This is a genomic window from Lysinibacillus sp. RC46, from assembly GCF_041262385.1.
Taxonomy (GTDB): domain Bacteria; phylum Bacillota; class Bacilli; order Bacillales_A; family Planococcaceae; genus Lysinibacillus.
Genome location: NZ_JBGCCF010000018.1, coordinates 11,777 through 33,940 on the forward strand (window position 1 = coordinate 11,777; position 22,164 = coordinate 33,940).

The window sequence follows — 22,164 nt, forward strand, 5'->3', positions numbered from 1 at the left end:
TATTTTTTATAAAAGACCCCCTAAGTATAATATATACTTAGTATACATTATACATAAATACTGTATAATGATAATAAAGTCGTCACTTTATTCGTAAGCCCGTATTCAAATAACGCATATAAACACGCAGCACCTCCCGGTACTATAAAGGTACTCTGGTAATTCTAGAAATGGTTCCTATACGCGTATGCTACATACTGAGTTTGGTGATCTTCAACTTGCTATCCCTCGAGATCGTAATGGAGAATTTAAACAACAAACCGTAGCGCCCTATCGCCGTTCAAACGATACAATACACTAGAAGCGTTCGTGATTCATATGTTTCAAAAAGGCGTGACAAACGCTGAAATTGCTGATCTCATCGAGCGGATGTATGGTCACCATTACACACCACAAACGATTTCGAACCTCACAAAGGTGATGTCTGAACAAGTTGAGGCGTTTCAAGTTCGTCCCCTTTCTGCACGGTATGCGTGTGTTTATTTAGATGCGACCTATATTGCTTTAAAACGAGAAACAGTCGCAAAAGAGGCTGTTTTTATTGCCGTTGGAATCAGTGAAGATGGCTCAAAAGATGTACTAGGATATACCATTGCACCGACTGAATCAGCGAGCGTATGGAAAGAGGTTCTTCAAGACATTCAAGACCGTGGTGCGGAAGAAATCTTATTATTTGTATCAGATGGTTAAAAGGTATCGCAGATGCCATTCTCTCCATTTATCCAGATGCAAAATACCAAACGTGTTGTGTCCACCTACAACGAAATATTTCTCATAAAGTACGAATTTCTGATCGCCAAAAAATCTGTGACGATTTCAAAAAGGTTTACCGTGCAGATAACTTGGAAAATGCACAGAAAGCGCTCCAAGATTTCATTGAAAAGTGGAAAACACTCTATCCCAAAGTCACAAAACCGTTAGCTGCCAATCCTTATATACTCACGTTCTATAGCTTTCCAAAATCCATTTGGCGTAGTATTTACTCCACCAACTTGATTGAATCATTCAATAAACAAATCAAGAAATATAGCAAGCGTAAGGAGGAATTCCCCAACGAAGAATCGTTAGAACGCGTTCTAGTTTCACAGTTTGAAGAATATAATCAACGGTTCGCCACCAGGTACCATATAGGTTTTGACAAAGCTCGAGCAGAACTTGAAAATCTGTTCAAAACGAAAGAATAAAAGAGCGTCTACAAGAAAAGGAAAAACTTATTTACACAAAATTATTGACGGTACCTAATTTTTCAAAAAGGAGAGTTTATGAATAAGATTATTGTTTTTGTATTAACGATATTTATATTATTCTCAGGATTCGCAACACAAAGTTATGCGTTGTCAGATTCGAAATCTGCGGCAATTCAAGCGTTGCTAGATGATGCCCGTCGTATATCAGGTGTGCCGGGAATGTCAATCTCAATACTTGCTGATGATGAAGTGTTCTACTTTTCTTCAGGGTATGCAAACCGTGAAAGGGGGTTGTCTGCAAGTGAAAATACACTCTATGAGTTAGCCTCGGTCAGTAAAGCTTTTACCGGTATGGGTATTATGCTGTTGGAAGAGCAAGGGCTGCTCTCAATGACTGACCCTGTCCAAAAATATTTACCTTGGTTTACGTTAAAGTATCAAGGGAAACCTGTTGATATGCAAAGCCTTACACTAAATAACTTTCTTCACCATACCAGTGGTCTAACAAATATTAGGCATACTCAAAATATTCCTCAAGGCAATACACCAGATATGTTGCAAAAGACTGTGGAAATGCTCGTGGATGCTGAATTGGCGTTCCCTCCCGGTGAACAGTATAACTATGGAACTGTTAATTATGACGTATTGGGTTTGGTTATTGAGATTGTGTCGCGACAAAGCTATGAAGACTTTATGAGGGAACAGGTATTTCAGCCATTAGGTCTTCACCAGACGTATGTTTATAAAGAAAATGCTCAAGCCACTGGACAGTTAGCGCAGGGCTACCGTTCTTCCTTTTTTATGACAACTCCATTTAAAGCTCCGGATTATGCTGGGAATAAACCCGCAGGCTACATCATTTCTAATACAAAAGATATGGCGCGTTGGATGGGCATACAGATGGGTATCGTGCAAGACATACCCGAAATATTTCACACGGTTATCGAAAAATCACATAAGGGTGATATGTCTGTTTCGGCTGTCAACGATATGTATTATGCGGCAGGTTGGTCGGTAAACGCCGACCAAACGATTATAGAACACACTGGGGGCAATCCAAATTTCAGAACCAAAGTAGCCATACTGCTAAATGAACGAACAGCTGTCTGCTTGCTGAGCAACGGTGCAAATACCAATATAAACCTGGTACTAAAAGTTAAAGATATATTAGACGGCAATCTAACTCAGTCATATGAAATAAGCGGCACACAGCTTTTGGATATCACTTTGTCGTCTATCACAATTATTCTTTGCCTATTGGCCGTTTTGTTATTTCTTTTAGGATTACGCAGAAGGAAAACGAATGAGCGGCAGCCAATGACAAAAAAGAGAATAATCGTAACAATTATTTTCCTGATCGCTACGATTGCCCTGGGTATACTGTGCTGTGCTTTAGATTGGTCAACGATACTTATTTGGCGAACATATAGTGTTCTTACAGCTTTGATTTCGTCAGCATTATTAACAGCCAGCATTACATGGTTTGTATACACTCACCGATAAAATACCTTGCTCCCAAGATAAGCATAATGTTAAGTAATTAAATTTCAATTTATCGGTATGCTTAATTTGAAAAACATAAGACACTTCGGTGTCTTTTTTAATATCATCGACAATTTTCCCAGCCAAACCTAATTACTATTACTTCCACTAACTTGTTCGTTCGGAATAAGGATTTTTAAACAACTATATTATTTATTAAATGACTTTATTGTAAATTAAACAACTTTATTATTTCTGCACACACTCGTAAAAAGGCACGAACATTGATTTAACAACATTCGTGCCTTTTTGGTGTGTTTCCAAACTTCCATTTGGGAACGTTTCTTGAAGTTATAATGTATACTTTATGAATCTCCAATGAACTAAAGTGTTCTTAAATAGAATGGGATTTTTCATAAAACACTACTGTTATTTTGTCGTTTATTCTCTTTGTTTCACCTGTTTTTTTATAACCTAACTTTTCATACAGGTAACAGAGTCCTTCTTCTTGTATTATGGTGTCCAACTCCCATAATTTTGCATCATGGTGTATCTGTTCTATTTTTGCAAAGACTTTTTGGGCTATTCCTTTTCCTTGATGTTCTGGCAATATAAATATAGGACTGACACGATAAGATTTATTGCCCATCTTTACAACTCTAATACCACCAATTGTATCTTCGAAATATTTGATTAAATAATAATCTGTAAAAGGTTGGTTAAACCGAGTATTAATTTTTTCTAAGGATTCGTTGGCAGGGTTTGTATCATAATCTTGATATTTTTCTAGTAAGGGCATAAATGCTTTGACTTGCATTTCATGAATCGTCACGGCATCATCTATATTTGCTTTACATAATGAAACTCCCATAAAATATAAACCTCCTTCTTGATTTCTTTTATTGTAAAATATATACAAAAATTATTCAGCCATTTTTAGATTATACTTTTAAAAAAAGTTCCAAGCGTCGTTTGGTAATCTTTCATAAAAAGTTGTTATTCCACAATCTGGCCCGATTGATGAACAATAAGTTAAACAACACTCTTCAACTAAACTACCCCTTTAGCCATCCATGTAGCGCAAAAACCAGCGCTACACCACAGAAAATGAAAGATGATTAAGTTCTTTCATGGGAGTTGAAGAGCAACAATCTTTCTAAGGAAAACAGCAATCCAAAGGGTATCCACATTATTAAACAATGATAAAAAGTTTTCATACTATTATCCCCTTTGAATTTTTTTAATATTGGTACATTCAAACTTCATAATAAATCAGACGATTAGTGTTACTATCCAAAATACAAACATTGTTTTTTAGGAAAAGTTTAGCATATCAATATCATTTCTGTAAATTATTAACTTTTTTGTGTTGTCATGGTTGCGAATGAGTTCATTGAGGGGTCTGCTTATGATTTAACTGCTCGAATATTTTATACAAATACACCCTTTTTTTTATTTTAAGGCAAATAAAAAACCCCCTATAAATTCTTATTTATAAAGGATTATCTATACTAAGTTTGCTGTCTTTTGTTGAATACGCCCTGAGCAGTAAATATAAACTTTAAAATGTTTATATTTTAACCAATCATATGAACGATGATTTATTTTATAAATTGAATCACATCGTTTGCCCGTTTGTTTGTGCACATCATAGAACTAATGTTCGTTTTTATTCAATAAAAAATGTTTGATTTTAATGGAAATAATTGAAGGAAAGTATCGACGTTGTATACTAGTATTAGTATAATTAAAGTATAGAAAGTAGGTGAATATGTGGAATACTTAGGAACAATAATAGCCCTAGCATTCATTGCTTTACAACTTCATTCAAAATGGCTCGACAACCGGAAGAAGAAGTTAGAAAACAAGAAGCTAGAGCTAGAAATAAGAAAAATGAGACGAGGGGGTTTATCCCCTCCCTCATTACTAAGTATACTACATGCATATGAAAATTTTAAGTATCCTACTCATTGTCTCACTGGTTGCTCTGCTTGCGTTATACATCCAGGGATATTTTTTAAAACGTGAACAAAAAAGATTATTGAAGGAACGTGATGAAGTTGGAAAAAATTCTCAGACCGAAGCAAATAAACGCTGGCAAGAAAAGAATAAAGAGCGTGCAAAGTACATTAGTGCTCGATCTAGGGCACGTAGTTTTATTAAAAATCATGCTTTAGAGGAAGATTTAGATGAGTTTATGGGATTGATATTGGAGCGTAAGCAAATGTTAAATGAAATGAAACTGGACCAAGATGGCATTTAGCTATCTTGGTCCAGTTGTTGTTAAAATATTATTCATCAAACTTTATCTGCATTTATTTCTTCTGGATTCTCTGTACTTTGAATTATAGTTAGTTCAACGTGATTGCAAATTCCGAGTTCGGCGCGCCAGCAAATACAACCGTTCCGCTTTTCGGCAGTTTTATTTTGTTATTGCCGCTCACAACGGTAAAGTTGACGCATACTCCCTTCTCATCATACACCGCGAACGAACTCTTTGATGGCAACGCCACGGTCATCGTTTTCCCTGCTACCTCTTGCGGGATCGTAAACCATTTCGCATGCCCATTTGCTTGCAGCGTAAATTTGGATGATTGGCTTACATCCAGCGGTTTTACGTTGGATTCACTTACGTATAAAGATCCGGACATCTCCATATATTCATCGCCGCCTTCTGTAAAGAAACGGGCTTCCGACGTATCACGGCCACCCATCACAGGTATTTGGAGCTGATGCATCGCCGTGTTAGGGCCTGTAATTTTTCTGCTTTCCCAATAGCCCTCCATGCCTTCCTTGCTATTAATTTGTTGGGTAGGCATCATTAAATATTGCATAGAACTAAATTTCTCGTTCACAAGATAGAACTTGACGCCTTCCCGCTTTGCCCATGCGGCAGTGGTTCCCTTCGATAGCACATTGTCTTCTAGTTTCTCGGCTACATATTGAGTAATCACTACTTGCCCTAAGCCTGGCATCGATATAAATGTGCTCTCCTTCAAATATGTTCGTCTATTCTTCTCTGTGACGAAATTGAACTTGGAGGTACCTTCCGCATTAATAAAGCTTCCATTCGCAGTATATACATATTTTTCTTCTGGATTAGATGGTAAGATCAATTCTCCATTCCTCGTAATATCTATTTTGAATTGACTGAAACTATTGCCATAAAAACCCGCTTTCTTCACTACGTCTTGAGGCATCTTGGCCTTGACCGGTTTGTCAAAGGATTTGTTCGGCTTGATATCCTTAATTGTGCCCTTCTCTTTAAGCGCAGTGAGCAGTAATTCAGTCGCCATCAGTTGATTTGTAGTGCTGCTACCGCCGGATGACAACACAGCCACTGCCATCTTCTGTTCAGGAAGTACAACCAGTGAAGCATGTTGCAGTCCAGTATCGCCGCCTTTAGCCAAGCCCTTTATCCCATATTCACTGAATGGATATAGTTTCACACTATCCCAGCCAAGACCATAGTTGACAATATTATCACCATCCCCTGGCCACATTCCTTTTTTATATTCCTCCTGCTCCATCGCCTTGACTGCCTTATCAGAGAGAATTCCTTTATCCTGTCCCATAAATATTTGTGAGAATCGTACCATATCTTCTGCTGTGGAAGAGATCCCTCCCGTACCAATTACATTCACCGATTCAGTAGGAAGCTGCCCTTGGAACATTGGAAAATAAAGTCCAGCTCGCTTATCGTCTTCCCATTTGTCCTGTGGCGTTTTCGTATGATTTAGCTTTAAGGGTTTTGTAAACCGTTGATGTATAAATTCGGTAAAGCTCATACCGCTGACTCTTTCCACCATAATCTCGGCAAGCGTAAAGCCGTCGTTGCAGTATACCGAGAACGCGCCAGGATTCGCCTTCAATTGCTGGCTGGACAATTGCTGCAACAAGTTATCATGGGCATAGGTATCATTATCATTAAATAAAAATGAATTACTAAGCGTACTACCTTGCAAGCCGGAGGAGTGGTTCAACAGCATACGTGGCGTAATGCTTTTGTAACGCTCGTCTTTCATCTTGAAATCAGGAACATAGTGGACAACAGGAGTATCCAAATCGACTTTTCCTTCGTCGACCAATTTCATCACAGCCGCCGTTGCATACATTTTACTGACTGAACCAATCCCGTATAGGGTATCTTTGGTCAGCGGCTGTTTCCCTTTCATATCGTTCTTGCCTGTCTGACCCGACAAAATTAGTTTACCATTATCAATTAGCGCATACTGCACGCTAGTCGTTTCATAGGATTCCGTGAGTAAAGTAGCCTTCTCTGCCGCAATCTTTTTTAGTTCTTGACTAGCTACTTCTTGGCTAGCTACAACCGTAGCCTGACTGCTAGAAAGCGCCATAGCCCCTGTTGGTAGGCTCATCGTTAACGCTAATGTAGCGGCTAACACCGCAGATAGTTTATTTTTCATAAAAGAATCGCCTCCTTGATTTCTAGATATACACTTCCTAAAACATGCCCCTACAAATAAAATTTTTTTGTCTACTTTAACACCTTGATCCCCCTTCTCTAAGAAATATTTTCCATAAATAGAATATCAAAGTTTTATTTACTCGTAAATACAGTGATAGACTGATAGCATATCGGGCTTAAGACTTATGGTTGATTATGACTAAGCAAATTAAAAAGACCAGCTCGGCTAAATTAGCTTTGCTGGTCATCTCCTATTATGCAGCTACAACATTTGCAACTTGCGCAAGTTTAGCTGTTTTTATTTTATTAGATCCTGCTTTTGCTGCTTCAGCACCAGTAAATGTACCGGTTTTAACTCGCCATAGCTTACCGTCTGGCTCGAAATACGCAACCCAACCAAAACGATGCCCTCTAGCAACCAGAAAAGTACTTCCTGTTCCTGTTCGCTGTCACCAAATATCTTACCTGTTGGATTTTAAACCATAAACAATTCATCTTTGATTTTGTTAATGCGAACCTATAAAAGGACATAAACCAATTCTTAGCTGTAGTGTGGGACGACACTACGGCTTTTTTATTGTATAGGTAACCTCAATTTGCACAAATTAATGTTGAGTGTATCGCACGCACTTATTAGGTTGTGGCGTTGGTTGACCGCCACATCCTCCCTCATTTGTTACTAGGGGTCACTTTCAACTCAGTGACCCTTTTATAGTTTCTTTCCTCAAAGTGTGTAGTAAATATTTGAATGACAAACGTAAAGATATCAATTTTAGTTAGTGTATAATTTTAATAGTTCATGTATTGCTAAACTATTATTATCGTCCAAATTTATAAAATATGGTAATTGCCACTTTTGTGTTGCTATCGCTTGTTTGCTAGTGGGAGTATCCCATTTAGGATATACTCTGATTGCCATTTTCCCCTTTGTACTAGAGGTTCTAAGGATGTTTTGTTGTAAAAGAATCTCTTTTGGAAAAACGAACTGGCCAAATTCACCATTATCATTAAAAGTATTTATTACCAATAAATCAGTGGCATTATCAAATGAGAATGCCTGGTTTTTACTAGTTTCATTCTTTTCCCAAAAGGAAACAAACTGCCCTATCTTAGTAGGTGTTATTTTTGCGACTCTAAATCTAACCGATTTAGAATTTAACTGAAATATCCCAGCTCCATAATCTGAATTTTGAGTTTCTTCTCGGATGTTTTTTATAGTTAAATTATTAGGTTCATAAAGTAATTCATTTACATATGCTAACGTCTTATTAAATTTGTTCATAGTTTTACTCCTTATCTTATTCTAAGATATACCATTATATCATCTGCGGAATTGTCACCGTAATTGTTCATTAAAAAGCTCTATTATAAATCGACCAACATAGTAAAATGCGATGCTTTTATTCAAGCACCGCACTCATGAATTGATTAAAAAATTATTTTGCTTCCATTACTGCAAAGTAATTGTTTTCATTATCCGCAAAGTTAAACACCCTACCTGAAGGCATATTTACAATTTCTCCGACAATAACGTTTTTGTTTAATAAGTCGTTATATAATTTATCGATATCTTCCGAGAAGAACATTAAAGAAGGTGTACCAAGATTCATTTCAGGTTGCATTTTAGCGATTAATTCCTTATTGTGGAGAATAATTCTTGTCGCTGCTTCTTTAGTTGGAGCAATTTCAATCCATTTCATTCCTTGGCCGTTATCTTCCTCTGAAATTACACTAAATCCTACTTTTTCTGTCCAAAACTCTTTTGCTTCATTTTGGTTATTAACATACAACATGATTTGACCGACTTTATTAATCATTGCTTTTTACACTCCCATAAAATGTCTGATTTTCTTACCTAAAAAACTTTTCTATTACTACAGCGACTGCACATGCTCATTCAAACGGTCCCAAGTTTCTGTGATGCCCTGTAGCATGCCCATATCCATAACAGTCTTAAGAGCCTCTTCAGATACATATTCAGCACGGTTTATCAGCTTAGTCTTTCCTCCCAAATCAACGAATTCCAATGTAATCTCGGTCGACGGCATGGAGTCATCCGAATTACCTTCAGCATCCGAAAAATAATCTATATAGCTGATTCTCTCAGGCTCAATTATCTCCTTATAAACCCCTTTTCCCCACGCTTCCATTCCAAAAAAGTCACCTAAATTTTCATCGACGCACTTCATACAGTAGTGCCAAACGCCTCCCGGACGGAAATCAACTGTGCACACTGGAATTTCCCATCCTCTCGGTCCCCACCAACGTTTCAGATGTTCTGGCTCTTTAAACATCTCGAATAATAAATCTCGTGGGGCATCGAAAACGCGCTCCAGTATAAGTACACGATCGTTTTCTACTCTTGATACCATTGAATTGTTTGACATTGTAATTCCTCCTTGATGATGAAATGGTTTTATGATTTTTCTTTTTTCTGCAATTCCTTCAAATATTCATCTAAATTATCGAATCTTTCTTGCATTACACTCTGGAAGGACTGTACCCAAGAATCCAGCGCTTGGAATGGCTCGGGCCGTAGCTTGTAGATTCGACGGTTAGCTTCAGCCTGCACTTCCACGATCCCGTTGTCGCTAAGTACTTTTAAATGCTTTGAAGTTTGAGGCTGCCTCAATCCCAGTTGGTCGGCAATCTCACCCACAGTTAGAGGACCCTGGCGCAGGAGTTCGACGATATTCAAACGATTTGGTTCAGACAAAGCGCTCAACATCGTTATGTTTACTCCTGGAACTTTCCCTGACATGTCACTCACCTCGTAAAATGATGGTCGCCGGTAAATTATCATCTACCTCAGCACAGGTTTTATGATCCTGTTAGTCACAAATATAACTCAATCGGAATATTCCCATCAAGGAATATTGAAATGTATCTTTATCATTTGAACTAAAGTATTGTTTCTCACTCTAAGTTGTACTTAAAAGCTTCATACGCTTGTCTATTTCTAACATTACTATATACGAAGTAAAAAAATTGATGACTTATGTTCTACGCTTTTGAAAAACTGCAGTACCATTTTCTTTAAGCATTTTAAAAACTGTTTTCCAAACACTATAATTAAGCTTTGGAAAAGATATGTATAGAAACGTTATCCCTTATTTTCCCCCACCTATGAATTATTATGACATCCTCATTTTCAAATAATTCTGAGCTGTAGCTTATAGCTTAATATTACGATCAGCCGTGATTTTCAACTACTTCTTATAATTTCATTCAAATAAAGAGATGAATGCTATAATCCATATACCTATCACAAGTATTAAAAACCACCAGCCCGTAAACTTTACGAACTTTTTTAAAAATGGTTTCTCAGTAAATTTATCTGAAAAGGAACTCATTTTTAAGAAATCTTCAGGAAACTTCAACAACATGTAAGAAAAACTGCCGAAAATTAAAGTAACCAATATTGCCATAATAAACATTGTACCTACTCCTAAACTTTAAGTTTTTACGTCACTTAATAATTATATTATTTAGCAACTAGATTGCACATTAGAAAATTCAAGAGCTAGTCTACAATTACGTTCTAGAATCGACATATACAGATGATACATTGTTCAGTAAAATTAATATCCTTCTTACAGTATCTCTCCACGTTTTTGGCATCTTCGTAAAAATCGTATACATTGCCGCAATTTACACAAAACAATTCAAGAATCAACATAAGAAACTCCAATAAAGTTCGTATGAATCTGACATTAGGAGCAAATGCTGTAGGTATGTTCTAAAGTCTAAAACAGCAACTTCTCTTACTGCTTCAAATAAATACACAATGGCAGCATTAGCTCAGAACATCACAAAGAAAAAAACTCCATCACCTTCTATAGGAGGAAAAAAATGAATATAAAATTACGGCTTAAAATAATGATTTTTCTACAGTTTTTTATTTGGGGATCTTGGCTTGTTACATTTGGCTCTTATATGATCAATACGTTGAATTTTACTGGCGCGCAAGTTGGAATTGTGTATAGTTCTAACGGTCTTGCAGCCATTATTATGCCAAGTTTAATCGGTATTATTGCAGATCGGTGGGTAAAAGCAAATGTGTTATACGGAATATTACATTTCCTCGGTGCCATTACCTTATTTACCGCTGCTGAAATTTCAGATCCTACAATGATGTTTTGGGTAATGCTCTTTAACTCAATCTTTTATATGCCAACACTTGCATTATCGAATACAATTTCTTATTATTACTTGGAAAATAAAGGATTTGATGTTGTAAAGGACTTCCCACCTATTCGTGTCTATGGGACAATTGGTTTTATTCTTGCGATGTGGATTATTAGTCTTGCCAAAATTGAATTAAGTAATATTCAGCTATTTATAGCTAGCGGCTCTTCGTTGCTACTTGCACTATATACAATTTCTCTTCCTGCCTGCCCACCTTCTAATGCAATTAAGGACAAGTCGCTGGTAAGCCTTTTGGGACTAGACGCTTTTGTTCTTTTTAAAGATAAAAAAATGGCGTTGTTTTTAATTTTTGCAATGCTATTAGGTGTTGCGCTTCAAATTACTAATACATTTGGTGATCCATTTTTACACGACTTTGCCTTGAACCCTGATTATAAAAATAGCTTTGCGGTAAAATATCCAGCTATTTTATTATCAGTGTCACAAATTTCAGAGGTATTCTTTATTCTGACCATTCCATTTTTCTTAGGTAAGTATGGCATTAAAAAAGTAATACTGATCAGTATGGTGGGATGGACATTACGTTTTGTTTTCTTTGGGTATGGGAGCCCTGTTGGCGGAGGATTTTTCCTATTATTATTATCAATGATTGTTTACGGCTGCGCCTTTGATTTCTTTAATATTTCGGGAGCCATTTTTATGGAAAAAGAAGTCGACCACCGCATTCGTGGTAGTGCTCAAGGATTATTTAGTACAATGGTCAATGGCATAGGCGCCTATTTAGGAGCTGTTATTAGTGGAAAAGTAGTTGATTATTTTACAGTTGATGGAGTCAGGAATTGGCAATATATTTGGTTGTTCTTTGGAGCGTATACCCTCGTTTTGGCAATCATTTTTGCAATAATTTTTAAATATAATCATGACAGCAGTGCAATGAAAAACACTGTGAAACAGTGATTTAAAAGGAAATTCAGAAAGAGCCTTACCTTTGGTGATGGCTCTTTTACTGTACTTTTAAAGTTTGTCCTCATGAATGGTTAGGTTAGATGGATTGACGTTTTCTCCACTCTTCAAGAGACATCTCATTAAAACTCTCAACATCATCTAGTCTCAGCGGTGTAATTAATTCTAATGAATTACCATCTGGATCTGAAAAGTAAATTGCAGCATGTGCATGTGGAATATTTGACAGTACTAAAGGTTGATGTTCGGAAGCAAGGCCAAATTCAGTTCGAACTTCAATGCCAATTGAAGACAACCACTCTTTTACATGATCAAGATCTTCTTCTTCAATTTTAAACGCCAAATGTCGGATCGATGGATGGTAGTTTACATGAACACTATCATTTTCCCATAAACCTAACCAGCTTTCTCCTTTAACGATCCAAAAGAAAGCAACTTTTCCTTTTTTATAGGCTAGTTCCAACCCTAATTTTTTATAAAATACAATTGAGTTTTCTAAATTACTAACTAGTAAATGTGCTTCGTATAAACCTTTTATCATGTCAATATTCTCCTATTTCATCACTATTTATGAAATAGTATATTAAAGCACAAACCATTTACATCAACCTTTTGTCTGAAACATTAATAATTTCCATTAATTTAATTTCATCCTAGCTCCTTCTCAAAATCGGTATAGCAATTTACTAGATTGTTTCTTAGTAACCAAATTAAATACCAGCTGTAGATGTATCAATTGCGACAACAACTATAGCTTTTGCCCTTTGAAAATTATCACCGGTCCATCAATTAGCACACACTAGTGTAACTTTTTCTCCATTCATATTTCCCTCTAATAAATGAATAGACACTCAGTATGTTTTTCTATTATCATAAAGTACAACTACTACTTTTTGTAGATAAAAAATGAATATCAGAGAAATTTTAGCGCATTTCAGAAACCAAGGGGGTTTTTTTTAATGGGGAGAGTCCAACAACTTGCACCAAATTTTTATTGTATTGATACACATGATTTAAATCGTGAACAGCGTACAAGCTCTTATTTGCTTATCGATGAAAAAATTACATTAATCGAGACTTCTGCTAGTCCTTCTATGCCATATATAATAGAAGGTTTAGATGAGTTACATATTGATCTAGAGGATATTCAATATGTAATTGTTACACATATCCATTTAGACCATGCTGGCGGTGCAGGCTTGTTTTTACAAAGCTGTCCAAATGCCAAATTCGTTGTACATCCACGAGGTGTATCTCATATGGTGGATCCTAGTCGTCTAATTGCCAGTGCAAAGAGTGTTTACGGGGCGGAGTTCGATCGTCTTTTTGATCCGATTGTCCCTATCGATGCTGAACGCATTATAGAGATCGGACATGAGGAAGTACTATCTTTAGGTCAACATCAGCTAACGTTTTATCATACAGAAGGTCATGCAAAGCATCATGTTTCGATGCTTTATTCTGCTACGAATGGATTGTTTGTTGGAGATACAACTGGTGTACGTTATCCAGAAATGGAGAGCGAATCAATTGATTTAATTATTCCCTCCACTTCACCGAATCAGTATGACCCAGATACAATGGAGCAATCTATCCAACTTTATGAAAAGTTAAATGCTACAGAATTGTATTTCGGCCATTTCGGTGCTTATAAAAATCCAACTGAAGCTTACAGACAAGTACGCTACTGGACACCATTATTTCTAGCTGAAGGGAAAAAAGCGTTATTGGTATCTAGTGATTTTAAAGAACAAGTACAATTTTTAGATACCCGCTTAAAGGCTCTTTTGTACAACTATTTACAGGAAAATGGCATCGCAGAAAATCATCCGGTTTATCAAACAATCCCATTCGATACTATTGTTTCGTCAATGGGGATTCTGGATTACTTAGAGAAAAAGAATTCCCAAAATTAAAGCAAACTTAACTGGAGAGGAGTAATCCTCTCTGTTTCTTTTATGTTCTTTTTTCTTCAACTGTTACGATATGTTTGATTTCAGCAGGCAAGCAAGCGAGTTCTGATTTAAAGAACTCTGGGAATAGAAAGGCATCCTGAAGATTCGAAATAGGTAACCATTCTAACCTTTCTTCAATACCATCACTGGTGTAGCTTTCACACTCTACTTCGACTTCATTTGATTTCATTAAATAAAAGAATGCTATTTCATGAAATTGGGTTTCTCCATATGTACCACTTTGAACAGGAAAAAAATTTTCATGAATATACACTAAACGATCAACTTCAAAATGCACTTTGGTTTCTTCAAAGCATTCGCGGATAATGGCTTCTTCTAACGTTTCCTGTAATTTCACTCTTCCCCCAACGGAGTAGTAATAAGAGTCGCGATTATTTCTAACCATCAGCACTTTATCATCTCGGAGAATGATTGCACCCACCCTCATATTGAACACACCATCTTTAGTTGGGAATGTGATATCATGTTTTTCTTTATCCATCAGAATCTCCTACCTTTCAAAAGTTAAATCTATCACGTTATATCGCTACCTTTTCTCGATATTGCATACATGAACAGACTCCAAACGAAATGGTCAATATAGAATTGCTGGATGCTTACAGTCATAACCGTATTTATTTGCAGTCACCATAAGAACAAGACTAAATTGATTTGTTGCGAAGTGAAATGTTAAATCGAATGAAAGAAAGAGCAAAGGCTATAGGAATTCTATTAATCTAATAACGAGAAAAACCGCACAAGTTTTGGTGGCAAGACGTTTCTGTCGTATCATTCAAAGTTAATTCCTTCTACTCAAGGTAGAGTATTAAACAAGTTAAAGCGTTTCCTCCTCGACATGATATCCATACTGTACAAGTAACAAGATTTGACCATTATCGGTACTTATATCAGCAACATCGGTATAGTAGCATTAGCATTGGAACTAAACTGGCCAATACAAAATAAAAACTAACGAAAACAACATAAAAATAATAATTTTATTGACATATATATTAAACGTCATAATCATCCTGTCAATACATATTTTGTAATATACAGGAATTAAGAGGTGATAAAATGATATTAAAAAACAAATATATTAGGTTTTTTATCTTTTCGCATATAGCAATTATAGCAATTGCTATATACAATATTTCATTTCTTAATAGAATCTTGGTGGATATTTTAGTAGCTTTTCTATTTTCCATAATTTCTGATTTTGCTTTTCAAAATAAAAAATTTCGAGACTATTCATTATTACAGAAAATTTCCCTCTTTGTAATGGCTGTGGGAATATTTATAACAGTTTTCATATCTGTTTCTATTTAAACTTGATTTGCTTACCACAAGATATAAAGATTCAAAACTAGAGCAAGCTGCCCTCTCTCCCTGATAAATAAGCATAGATTACTTCAATTAAAAACTTTGTATTATAGGGCCAGACGAATACGTATACAGATGTAGCCACTTTTAAATCTTAAAGGAATTGTTTTAATCAAAATCGAATATAGAAAATATAGGAAACTAAATAAAATAAGAGGTGAGATAAATGAACGATACGTTTTATAGTAAACACTTTCAGCTAGACCGAATTGGTAAAGGTATATATGCAGCAATAGCTAAAGATGGTGGTGGAGCTGTAGGAAATGCCGGTTTTGTGGATCTAGGCGATAAAATTATTATTTTTGATACATTTAACACTCAACAAGCATCTGAAGACTTAAAGTTCGTTGCTGAAAAAATAACAAACCGACCTGTTACATGGGTTATTAACAGCCATTGGCATGGCGATCATATTCGAGGCAACCAAACATTTAAAGATTCAATTATTATTTCAAGTCAAATTACATACTCAAAAATAAGAGATGTCCATCCCTCAAGATTCAGTAAACAGAAAAATGATATTCAAGGTTTAAAAGGCTATATTCTATCCTTAAAAGACCAACTAAATCAAACTAATGATCCCCAAATACAATACCAAATAAATTCTCTAAATGAATTAAAAGATTCTTTACCAACTTTGGAATTAGTTTTACCGAACCAAACATTTATAAATGAAATAACCTTTCAGGGAACACAACGTTGTGCAAAGCTTTTCACGTTAGGAGGAGGCCATTCATTTTGTGATGCAATGCTTTATATTCCTGATGAGAAAGTAATATTTATGGGTGATTTATTATTTGTGAATTGTCACCCAACGTTTTTTGAAGAGTCTGATCCTGTGAAATGGAGCAATATTTTAAAAAAAGTTGGACGACTAGAAATTGACGTGGCAGTACCCGGACACGGTCCAATAGGTACAAAAGAAGATATCTCAAAAATAATCAATTATATTTCTGAATTAACTACTATTGCAGAAAAGAGCAAGCAGAATGAGGATATTGAAATTCCTGAAATCTATAAAGATTGGCGTTCACCTGAGATTTACCAGCAAAATATAGAACAACTAAAAGCATTGTCAACCAATTAAAGAGAGGGCGTAGTATTTTGTCCTCTCTTAGTCTTATATATGAGCCAAGACAGATTGAAAAGCCTGCTCCTCCCTATCAAAAAAGGATTACAGATAAAACAAATTTAACCATTTACTCGAATTGTTGATTTTGTGGAATTTGTGCATTAGGACATCGTTTTTTTAACTCTAAAATAAACTTCATTTTATCTTTTGGTAAAATTTTTATACTACCATGAGCTGCTGTTTCGTAAAATATTTCCAGTCCCTTTTCAGATGATGAAATTTGATAACCAGTATACTTATCTGTCGTTGGAGAAACCCTTGTTATACTTTGATACGGAATCTTACTTTTGAATGGACCACCTTTAACTAAGAGATACTTTTCACAGAAAACAAACTTGATAGAATTTGCGTACCACCAAATAAAAACTAGTGAAACAATAAAGGCCGTTGACATAATAATAACCGTTAATAAAGATGTGATGATCGGAAGAAGTGATATAGCGCCAAATATCCAAATCAATAAAAAAATCATTATTGCTAAATTAATATTTGTTTTTGCATGATAAACCATAAGAGTTATCCCACCATTCTTATTAATTTTCTCTAAAATTCACTTACTATTATTAAATCAATAGGCAGTGGTTTCGCAAGTATAAGAACATTCTTTTAAGTGCTTTTTAATAATGGTGTTTTGATAAAAATCGAACTTTAATAATAACTTTTAGCCGATTTTGAAATAGAAAGCAAACGTCCAAGCAGTAATCGCCGACCCTAGAATAAGGGCGTGGAGAATCATATGCTCCAGGTTGGGACGCGGATTATTTTTTATACGAGGGAGTATGGTAATGGTGTTCGAAAAAATCCTTTCGTATACTTGCTGCCATGTCTCGTTATTCGGCATTTTATAAACCATCACACCTGTCAAATAAGGAATCCACCAGTTAAAAATTGCCCCAATCAAAACAAGGGTCCATACAAATCCACTAATGCCGAACCATACGGACTCGCGGCTTAAAGAAAGCAAGATAGGGATCATCATAATTATGCCGTTCACCAACGCCTCATTGCGGCGCTCTTTGGCTGAGTAATGACGTACTCCGTTAAAAGGATAAAAATCAATCCATGTTGTAAGTTGATGATAAAGCAACGTTGCAACTTGCAATAGCAATAAATAAAAAAACATGATTGTTCCTCCTGTCATTGTTACTCATACTTTTGTTCGAATCCATTGATCAATGCAGTGAGACCTACTTCGAACCATTGATTATAGTATTCCGCTGGCGCTGTGGGACGATCAGGCCAATTACCTACCTCCGCAAGTGCATGACCAATAACAAAGACGGCGATCGACTGGATGATGAAAAGAACTTCTTCGGGACTTGCCTTTGTCTTTTCCATTACAGCAATTAATGGGACAGCCAATTTAGCGCCCGTCTTTTCAGAAACGGAGTGAATGGCCACTAATGGAACCACCCCCGGATGCGCTTTCAATATGTTTCTGAAATTAGTTGCAAAAGAATGGAACGTCTGCGTCCATGGCAGCACAGTTGCTTCGTCAACAACAGCTTTTATACTCACAGCATCGATAACCTGTTGTATAAGTGCTTCTTTATTTGGTACATGATGATAAAGGGATGCCGCTTCTACACAGATCCCATTTTCTTCCTTTTCAAACTTAGATAGCAAGTCATTGCTCTTTTAACCTCTCTAAAGCTGATTGAAAATCCTGGCTCTTCCCTACCTGACGGAAATCTTTAAAAGGGTTGCTCACATTTTTCATTCGCTCCAGTACAGCAGGAATAGTAAAGAGATCTGGTGTTAAATGCTCATTGACCTCTTCCCAATGTAATGGCGTTGCCACTAAGCCCTTTTCGTTGCCACGAGTTGAATATGGAGCAATAATCGTCTTGCCTTCTGCATGCTGCACATAATCTAAATATAATTTTTGATGTCTATTCTTCTTTAAACGCTCGATCGTATACAATTCCGGTTTTTGCTCACATAAAAAACGACAGACAAATTCAGTAAATACTCGCACCTCTTCATAAGTAAAGGCATTTTCAGGTAACGGTATATATAGCTGTATTCCCTTACCTCCCGACGTTTTAACAAAAGATTGCAGCTTAAAATAATCGATAATTCCCTTTAAATCCAGGGCTCCAGTAACAGCAAGTGAAAATTGCTCAACGGAAGGAGGATCTAGATCGAAAACAATCTCAGTTGGACGCTCTGTTTGTAACGTTTGGAATGGAATATGCAGCTCTAGTGCAAGCTGATTGCCTAGCCACAATAATGCTTCAAGATTGTTACATACTAGATAATGAATATCGTCCATCCATCCTGTTGCAACAAATTCAGGTATTTTCTCAGGACTACTTTTTTGATAAAAGCTTTCACCCGGGACTCCATGAGGAAATCGAATTAGCGTTAGTGGTCGATCTCGTAAAAAAGGTAGCAAATACGGAGAAATCATTTGCAAATAGTGCAAATAACCATCCTTCGTAATACCGATTTCAGGCCAAACAGGCTTATCAGGATGCGTAATCTGAACAATATCTGGAATAGGAAAAAGTTGACGTTGCATATGCTGCCAATGACAATCCTCTGGCAACATCTCCAGTCGAAATGCATGGAAACGCGGTTCTCGACATTTACTCCCATCGAAATCAATACAGGCGATATCAAGACAAATGGATGGCTCCAGCTCCCATGTTTCATTATTCCTCTGTCCATTTGTTTGAAAAAAAGCAATGAGCGTTTTCCGTTCTTCCTCTGACATTCCATGTTTAAATATAACTACTTCAACTAGCTCTCCCTGTTGATAAATACTACCATGAAAATAACCATTACCATGATCATATTTCGTCACTATTACCGTAACATATCTCCAATTTTTTATTTTTAACCAATGTGTCGAGCGTGTATCTCCTATCCATTTACTCGTTATCTTCTTTGCAACCATTCCCTCTCCATTGTAAACTTTTATAGCCTGCCAAAGAGGCTCACTATGCTCCACACAGTTAATCACTTGCAAAGGACATTGATCCTCATAATTGACAGTCGCCGGGAGCTTTAAATTTGTAAAAAGCTTAGAAAGTTGCTGTTTGCGTGTTTTTAAATATTTATTTGTCAGCGACTCCCCTTTATAGCTCAGTAAATCAAACGCAATATAATGACAAGGAAAATCTTTTGCATGAGTAGCAATAACTTCTTTGTTTTGCATCCGCCCTCTTTTTTGAACAAGTGAAAAATCACTTTTAAAGTTATTCGTTAAACAAACTAATTCACCATCCAACGTTAATGGTAAAAACTTTTTAATTTTATTAAATATGCTGTTACAAAAATCAAGTATCTCCGGAAACAGGTGAGTTAAATTATTGCCATTTCTGCTTATTAACAATGGCTGTTCGTCCCAAACTAACATACATCTAAATCCATCATATTTTGTTTCGTACAACCACTCCTCACCTATAGGCGTCTCGAGCACTTCTGTTAATAGCATTGGTTTCATTTTAAATACCTACTTTGCTTTTTACCTTCAGTTTTTGATGATTTCACTTTAAGATACATAAAAATAAGCAAAATATATCATAGTAAGAAAAACGAGGTGATACAAATGCATACAGTTTGGAAAGGCAGTATCTCATTTGGTCTAGTCAATATACCAGTAAAACTTCATGCCGCAACAGAAAATAAAGACATTAAATTGCGCCAGCTCCATAAAGAATGTCATACACCTATTAGCTATAAAAAAGTTTGTGAAGGCTGTAACCAAGAAGTAAAAGATGAGGACATTGTGAAGGCTTATGAATACGCAAAAAATAAGTTTGTCGTATTAGATCCAGAAGAATTAGAGAACTTGCGGAAGGAAAATGAAGATAAGGCCGTTGAAATCATTGATTTTGTAAAATTAACTGAAATCGATCCTATTTATTTTGAACGTACTTATTTTTTATCCCCTGATTCGACTGGCGGAAAGGCTTATGCCCTATTACGTCAAACATTAGAACAATCCGGAAAAATAGGTGTGGCAAAAATTATTATCCGTTCAAAAGAACAATTAGCAATTGTCCGTGTTTATCAAAATGCATTAGTAATGGAAACGATTCATTACCCCGATGAAGTAAGGAGTGTTGCTGATGTTCCAAGTATTCCAAGTGAACAAAACATTGTTCCAAAAGAGCTAGAAACCGCACTCATGCTAGTTGATCAATTAACAACAGAATTTAATCCAGAAAAATATACTGATGACTATCGCAATGCTTTAATGGAGCTTATAGAGGAGAAAAAAGCTACAAATACAATCTCGACTAGCGATAAACGTCCAGTACCTGATAACGTTACGGACTTAATGACAGCACTTCAAGCTTCCTTAGAAAAAACGAAGAAGCCAACAACAAGAAAACGGGCAACGAAAACGAAGAAAAATGCTTAAAAAGTACATGTAAGAAGCGTATCCATTATTTTTTGGATATGCTTTTTTTAAGAATCTCCCTTTTATTTGTTACTACCAATAGCTTGTCACAATACATTCCATATTTGTGATAAAAATTAGGTTTGCCTATCTCCTCAAAATGACGATTCCATTTAAACATTTTTATAAAAATTGATAAGGTCGGTTTGTAATTGGACTTTTCCAAACCGATTTTTTGTAACGTAAATCTCTTTATTATTCGATAGATTCTGATTAAATAATTCGTATCTAAGAAAATAATTAAATCGGCATTCAAAAAGCTTTGCGCAACCCAGTCCTCATTATGAACGCCCTCAATAATCCACGCTTCCGTAAGAATAATATTATTCAAATAATCAACTTTTTGTTGCTCGGTTCTTCTAATATCACCAGAATTTTGTCTTTTCCAAACAACATTATCTAATTCATAATAAGGAATATTTAATGTCGTAGATAGCTCTTTCGCTAAAGTAGTTTTTCCACTCCCAACAGAGCCAATGATATGTATTTTGCGCGGAAATTTCTTGTTCAAATTAACCCACCTTTCCTTTATAGCTTGTTAATTTTGTGGCTCATCACCATAACGTGGGGTTAATTTCCGTTCCGGCTGGGCGCTTTCCTAGGGGCGTCCGATGAGCAGCCTGGGCCAGCAGATGTTTTTTGTCCGAAAGCGTAGTGCTAACATAGCGGCAGCAACGTGTTTTGTCTATGCGAAAGCGAAGCGACAACAAAAGGGTTTTATCTGCGCGAAAGCGAAGGCAGTGGCAACAACATGATGTTGGTTACGAAGTCGTTATCACTGTTGTTTTGCACTGAGCCTTCGTTCCCCTACTTGCCCTCATCTGTGACGCTAATCCCTATGGGGTCGCCCTACCTCTACCTCAATCAACCTATTACAGTAAATTGGCAATTGATTGGATAGATCCTAATGGAGATGTTATCAATCTTTCTTTAGGAAGTCGAGAAGACAATTCAAAATTGCTCAGTGCTATATAAAGAGCTCATTCTAAAAATTAATTTATTATTGTAGCTGCGATTACACATTTATTGGTTAAAATGTATATAATAGATGTAAAGATATCTTTACTTTC

The 22,164-nt window shown here is 36.1% G+C and carries 20 protein-coding genes and 1 pseudogene; 8 read left to right on the forward strand and 13 right to left on the reverse strand.

What is annotated here, in order from left to right; all coding sequences use genetic code 11:
• Positions 1–154: 154 nt before the first annotated feature.
• Positions 155–1,184: pseudogene (locus ABH966_RS16275) on the forward strand (IS256 family transposase); the annotation flags it as partial.
• A 78-nt stretch (positions 1,185–1,262) separates the two neighbouring features.
• Positions 1,263–2,690, forward strand: a complete 1,428-nt coding sequence (locus tag ABH966_RS16280) for a serine hydrolase domain-containing protein (protein ID WP_370080128.1) — start codon at positions 1,263–1,265, stop codon at positions 2,688–2,690.
• 373 nt (positions 2,691–3,063) lie between these two features.
• On the opposite strand, the gene ABH966_RS16285 is transcribed toward ABH966_RS16280, so the two are convergent.
• On the reverse strand, positions 3,064–3,540 hold the full coding sequence (locus tag ABH966_RS16285; protein WP_370080130.1) for a GNAT family N-acetyltransferase: 477 nt from the start codon (positions 3,538–3,540) through the stop codon (positions 3,064–3,066).
• Positions 3,541–4,614: 1,074 nt separating this feature from the next.
• Between ABH966_RS16285 and ABH966_RS16290 the strand changes: the two genes are divergently transcribed.
• On the forward strand, positions 4,615–4,932 hold the full coding sequence (locus ABH966_RS16290; RefSeq protein WP_370080132.1) for a hypothetical protein: 318 nt from the start codon (positions 4,615–4,617) through the stop codon (positions 4,930–4,932).
• Positions 4,933–5,020: 88 nt separating this feature from the next.
• On the opposite strand, the gene ABH966_RS16295 is transcribed toward ABH966_RS16290, so the two are convergent.
• Complete coding sequence (locus ABH966_RS16295) at positions 5,021–7,096, reverse strand: serine hydrolase domain-containing protein (protein WP_370080133.1); 2,076 nt, start codon at positions 7,094–7,096, stop codon at positions 5,021–5,023.
• Positions 7,097–7,293: 197 nt separating this feature from the next.
• Between ABH966_RS16295 and ABH966_RS16300 the strand changes: the two genes are divergently transcribed.
• Entirely contained in the window at positions 7,294–7,584 is a 291-nt protein-coding gene (locus ABH966_RS16300; protein ID WP_370080135.1) for a hypothetical protein, read from the forward strand.
• Positions 7,585–7,870: 286 nt separating this feature from the next.
• Here ABH966_RS16300 and ABH966_RS16305 read toward each other — a convergent pair whose 3' ends face one another.
• The 4 genes from ABH966_RS16305 to ABH966_RS16320 form a co-directional block, all read right to left on the reverse strand.
• A complete protein-coding gene (locus ABH966_RS16305; protein ID WP_370080137.1) occupies positions 7,871–8,380 on the reverse strand; it encodes a MepB family protein in 510 nt (169 codons plus the stop codon).
• 154 nt (positions 8,381–8,534) lie between these two features.
• The gene (locus ABH966_RS16310) at positions 8,535–8,915 is read right to left on the reverse strand and encodes a VOC family protein (protein ID WP_370080139.1); all 381 of its coding nucleotides are present in this window, start codon (positions 8,913–8,915) and stop codon (positions 8,535–8,537) included.
• Between the two features lie 57 nt (positions 8,916–8,972).
• A complete protein-coding gene (locus ABH966_RS16315) occupies positions 8,973–9,485 on the reverse strand; it encodes an SRPBCC domain-containing protein (RefSeq protein WP_370080141.1) in 513 nt (170 codons plus the stop codon).
• Between the two features lie 29 nt (positions 9,486–9,514).
• Entirely contained in the window at positions 9,515–9,859 is a 345-nt protein-coding gene (locus tag ABH966_RS16320) for an ArsR/SmtB family transcription factor (protein ID WP_370080143.1), read from the reverse strand.
• Positions 9,860–10,950: 1,091 nt separating this feature from the next.
• On the opposite strand from ABH966_RS16320, the gene ABH966_RS16325 reads away from it, so the two are divergent.
• Positions 10,951–12,204, forward strand: coding sequence for a nucleoside permease (locus ABH966_RS16325; RefSeq protein ID WP_370080145.1), 1,254 nt, complete (start codon positions 10,951–10,953; stop codon positions 12,202–12,204).
• Between the two features lie 85 nt (positions 12,205–12,289).
• Here the strand turns inward: ABH966_RS16325 and ABH966_RS16330 are convergent, their stop codons facing one another.
• Positions 12,290–12,751, reverse strand: a complete 462-nt coding sequence (locus ABH966_RS16330) for a VOC family protein (RefSeq protein WP_370080147.1) — start codon at positions 12,749–12,751, stop codon at positions 12,290–12,292.
• Positions 12,752–13,169: 418 nt separating this feature from the next.
• Between ABH966_RS16330 and ABH966_RS16335 the strand changes: the two genes are divergently transcribed.
• Positions 13,170–14,126 (forward strand): MBL fold metallo-hydrolase, encoded by a 957-nt coding sequence (locus ABH966_RS16335; RefSeq protein WP_370080149.1) that lies wholly within the window; start codon positions 13,170–13,172, stop codon positions 14,124–14,126.
• 40 nt (positions 14,127–14,166) lie between these two features.
• Here ABH966_RS16335 and ABH966_RS16340 read toward each other — a convergent pair whose 3' ends face one another.
• A complete protein-coding gene (locus tag ABH966_RS16340; protein ID WP_370080151.1) occupies positions 14,167–14,667 on the reverse strand; it encodes an NUDIX hydrolase in 501 nt (166 codons plus the stop codon).
• Positions 14,668–15,714: 1,047 nt separating this feature from the next.
• Here ABH966_RS16340 and ABH966_RS16345 point away from each other — a divergent pair.
• The gene (locus ABH966_RS16345) at positions 15,715–16,635 is read left to right on the forward strand and encodes an MBL fold metallo-hydrolase (RefSeq protein ID WP_370080153.1); all 921 of its coding nucleotides are present in this window, start codon (positions 15,715–15,717) and stop codon (positions 16,633–16,635) included.
• Positions 16,636–16,747: 112 nt separating this feature from the next.
• Here the strand turns inward: ABH966_RS16345 and ABH966_RS16350 are convergent, their stop codons facing one another.
• From ABH966_RS16350 to ABH966_RS16365, 4 genes are all read right to left on the reverse strand, one after another.
• Positions 16,748–17,191, reverse strand: coding sequence for a PH domain-containing protein (locus ABH966_RS16350; RefSeq protein WP_370080155.1), 444 nt, complete (start codon positions 17,189–17,191; stop codon positions 16,748–16,750).
• A gap of 150 nt (positions 17,192–17,341) precedes the next feature.
• Positions 17,342–17,803, reverse strand: coding sequence for a hypothetical protein (locus ABH966_RS16355; protein ID WP_370080157.1), 462 nt, complete (start codon positions 17,801–17,803; stop codon positions 17,342–17,344).
• 20 nt (positions 17,804–17,823) lie between these two features.
• The gene (locus ABH966_RS16360; protein ID WP_370080159.1) at positions 17,824–18,306 is read right to left on the reverse strand and encodes a TetR/AcrR family transcriptional regulator C-terminal domain-containing protein; all 483 of its coding nucleotides are present in this window, start codon (positions 18,304–18,306) and stop codon (positions 17,824–17,826) included.
• A 1-nt stretch (position 18,307) separates the two neighbouring features.
• Positions 18,308–20,131 carry a DNA ligase D gene (locus tag ABH966_RS16365; RefSeq protein ID WP_370080161.1) on the reverse strand — a complete coding sequence of 608 codons (1,824 nt, stop codon included), beginning with the start codon at positions 20,129–20,131 and terminating at the stop codon, positions 18,308–18,310.
• A gap of 105 nt (positions 20,132–20,236) precedes the next feature.
• On the opposite strand from ABH966_RS16365, the gene ku reads away from it, so the two are divergent.
• Positions 20,237–21,055: a non-homologous end joining protein Ku gene (ku, locus tag ABH966_RS16370; protein WP_370080163.1), complete on the forward strand. Its 819-nt coding sequence runs from the start codon at positions 20,237–20,239 to the stop codon at positions 21,053–21,055.
• A gap of 25 nt (positions 21,056–21,080) precedes the next feature.
• Here the strand turns inward: ku and ABH966_RS16375 are convergent, their stop codons facing one another.
• A complete protein-coding gene (locus tag ABH966_RS16375; protein WP_370080165.1) occupies positions 21,081–21,605 on the reverse strand; it encodes an AAA family ATPase in 525 nt (174 codons plus the stop codon).
• Positions 21,606–22,164 lie beyond the last annotated feature (559 nt).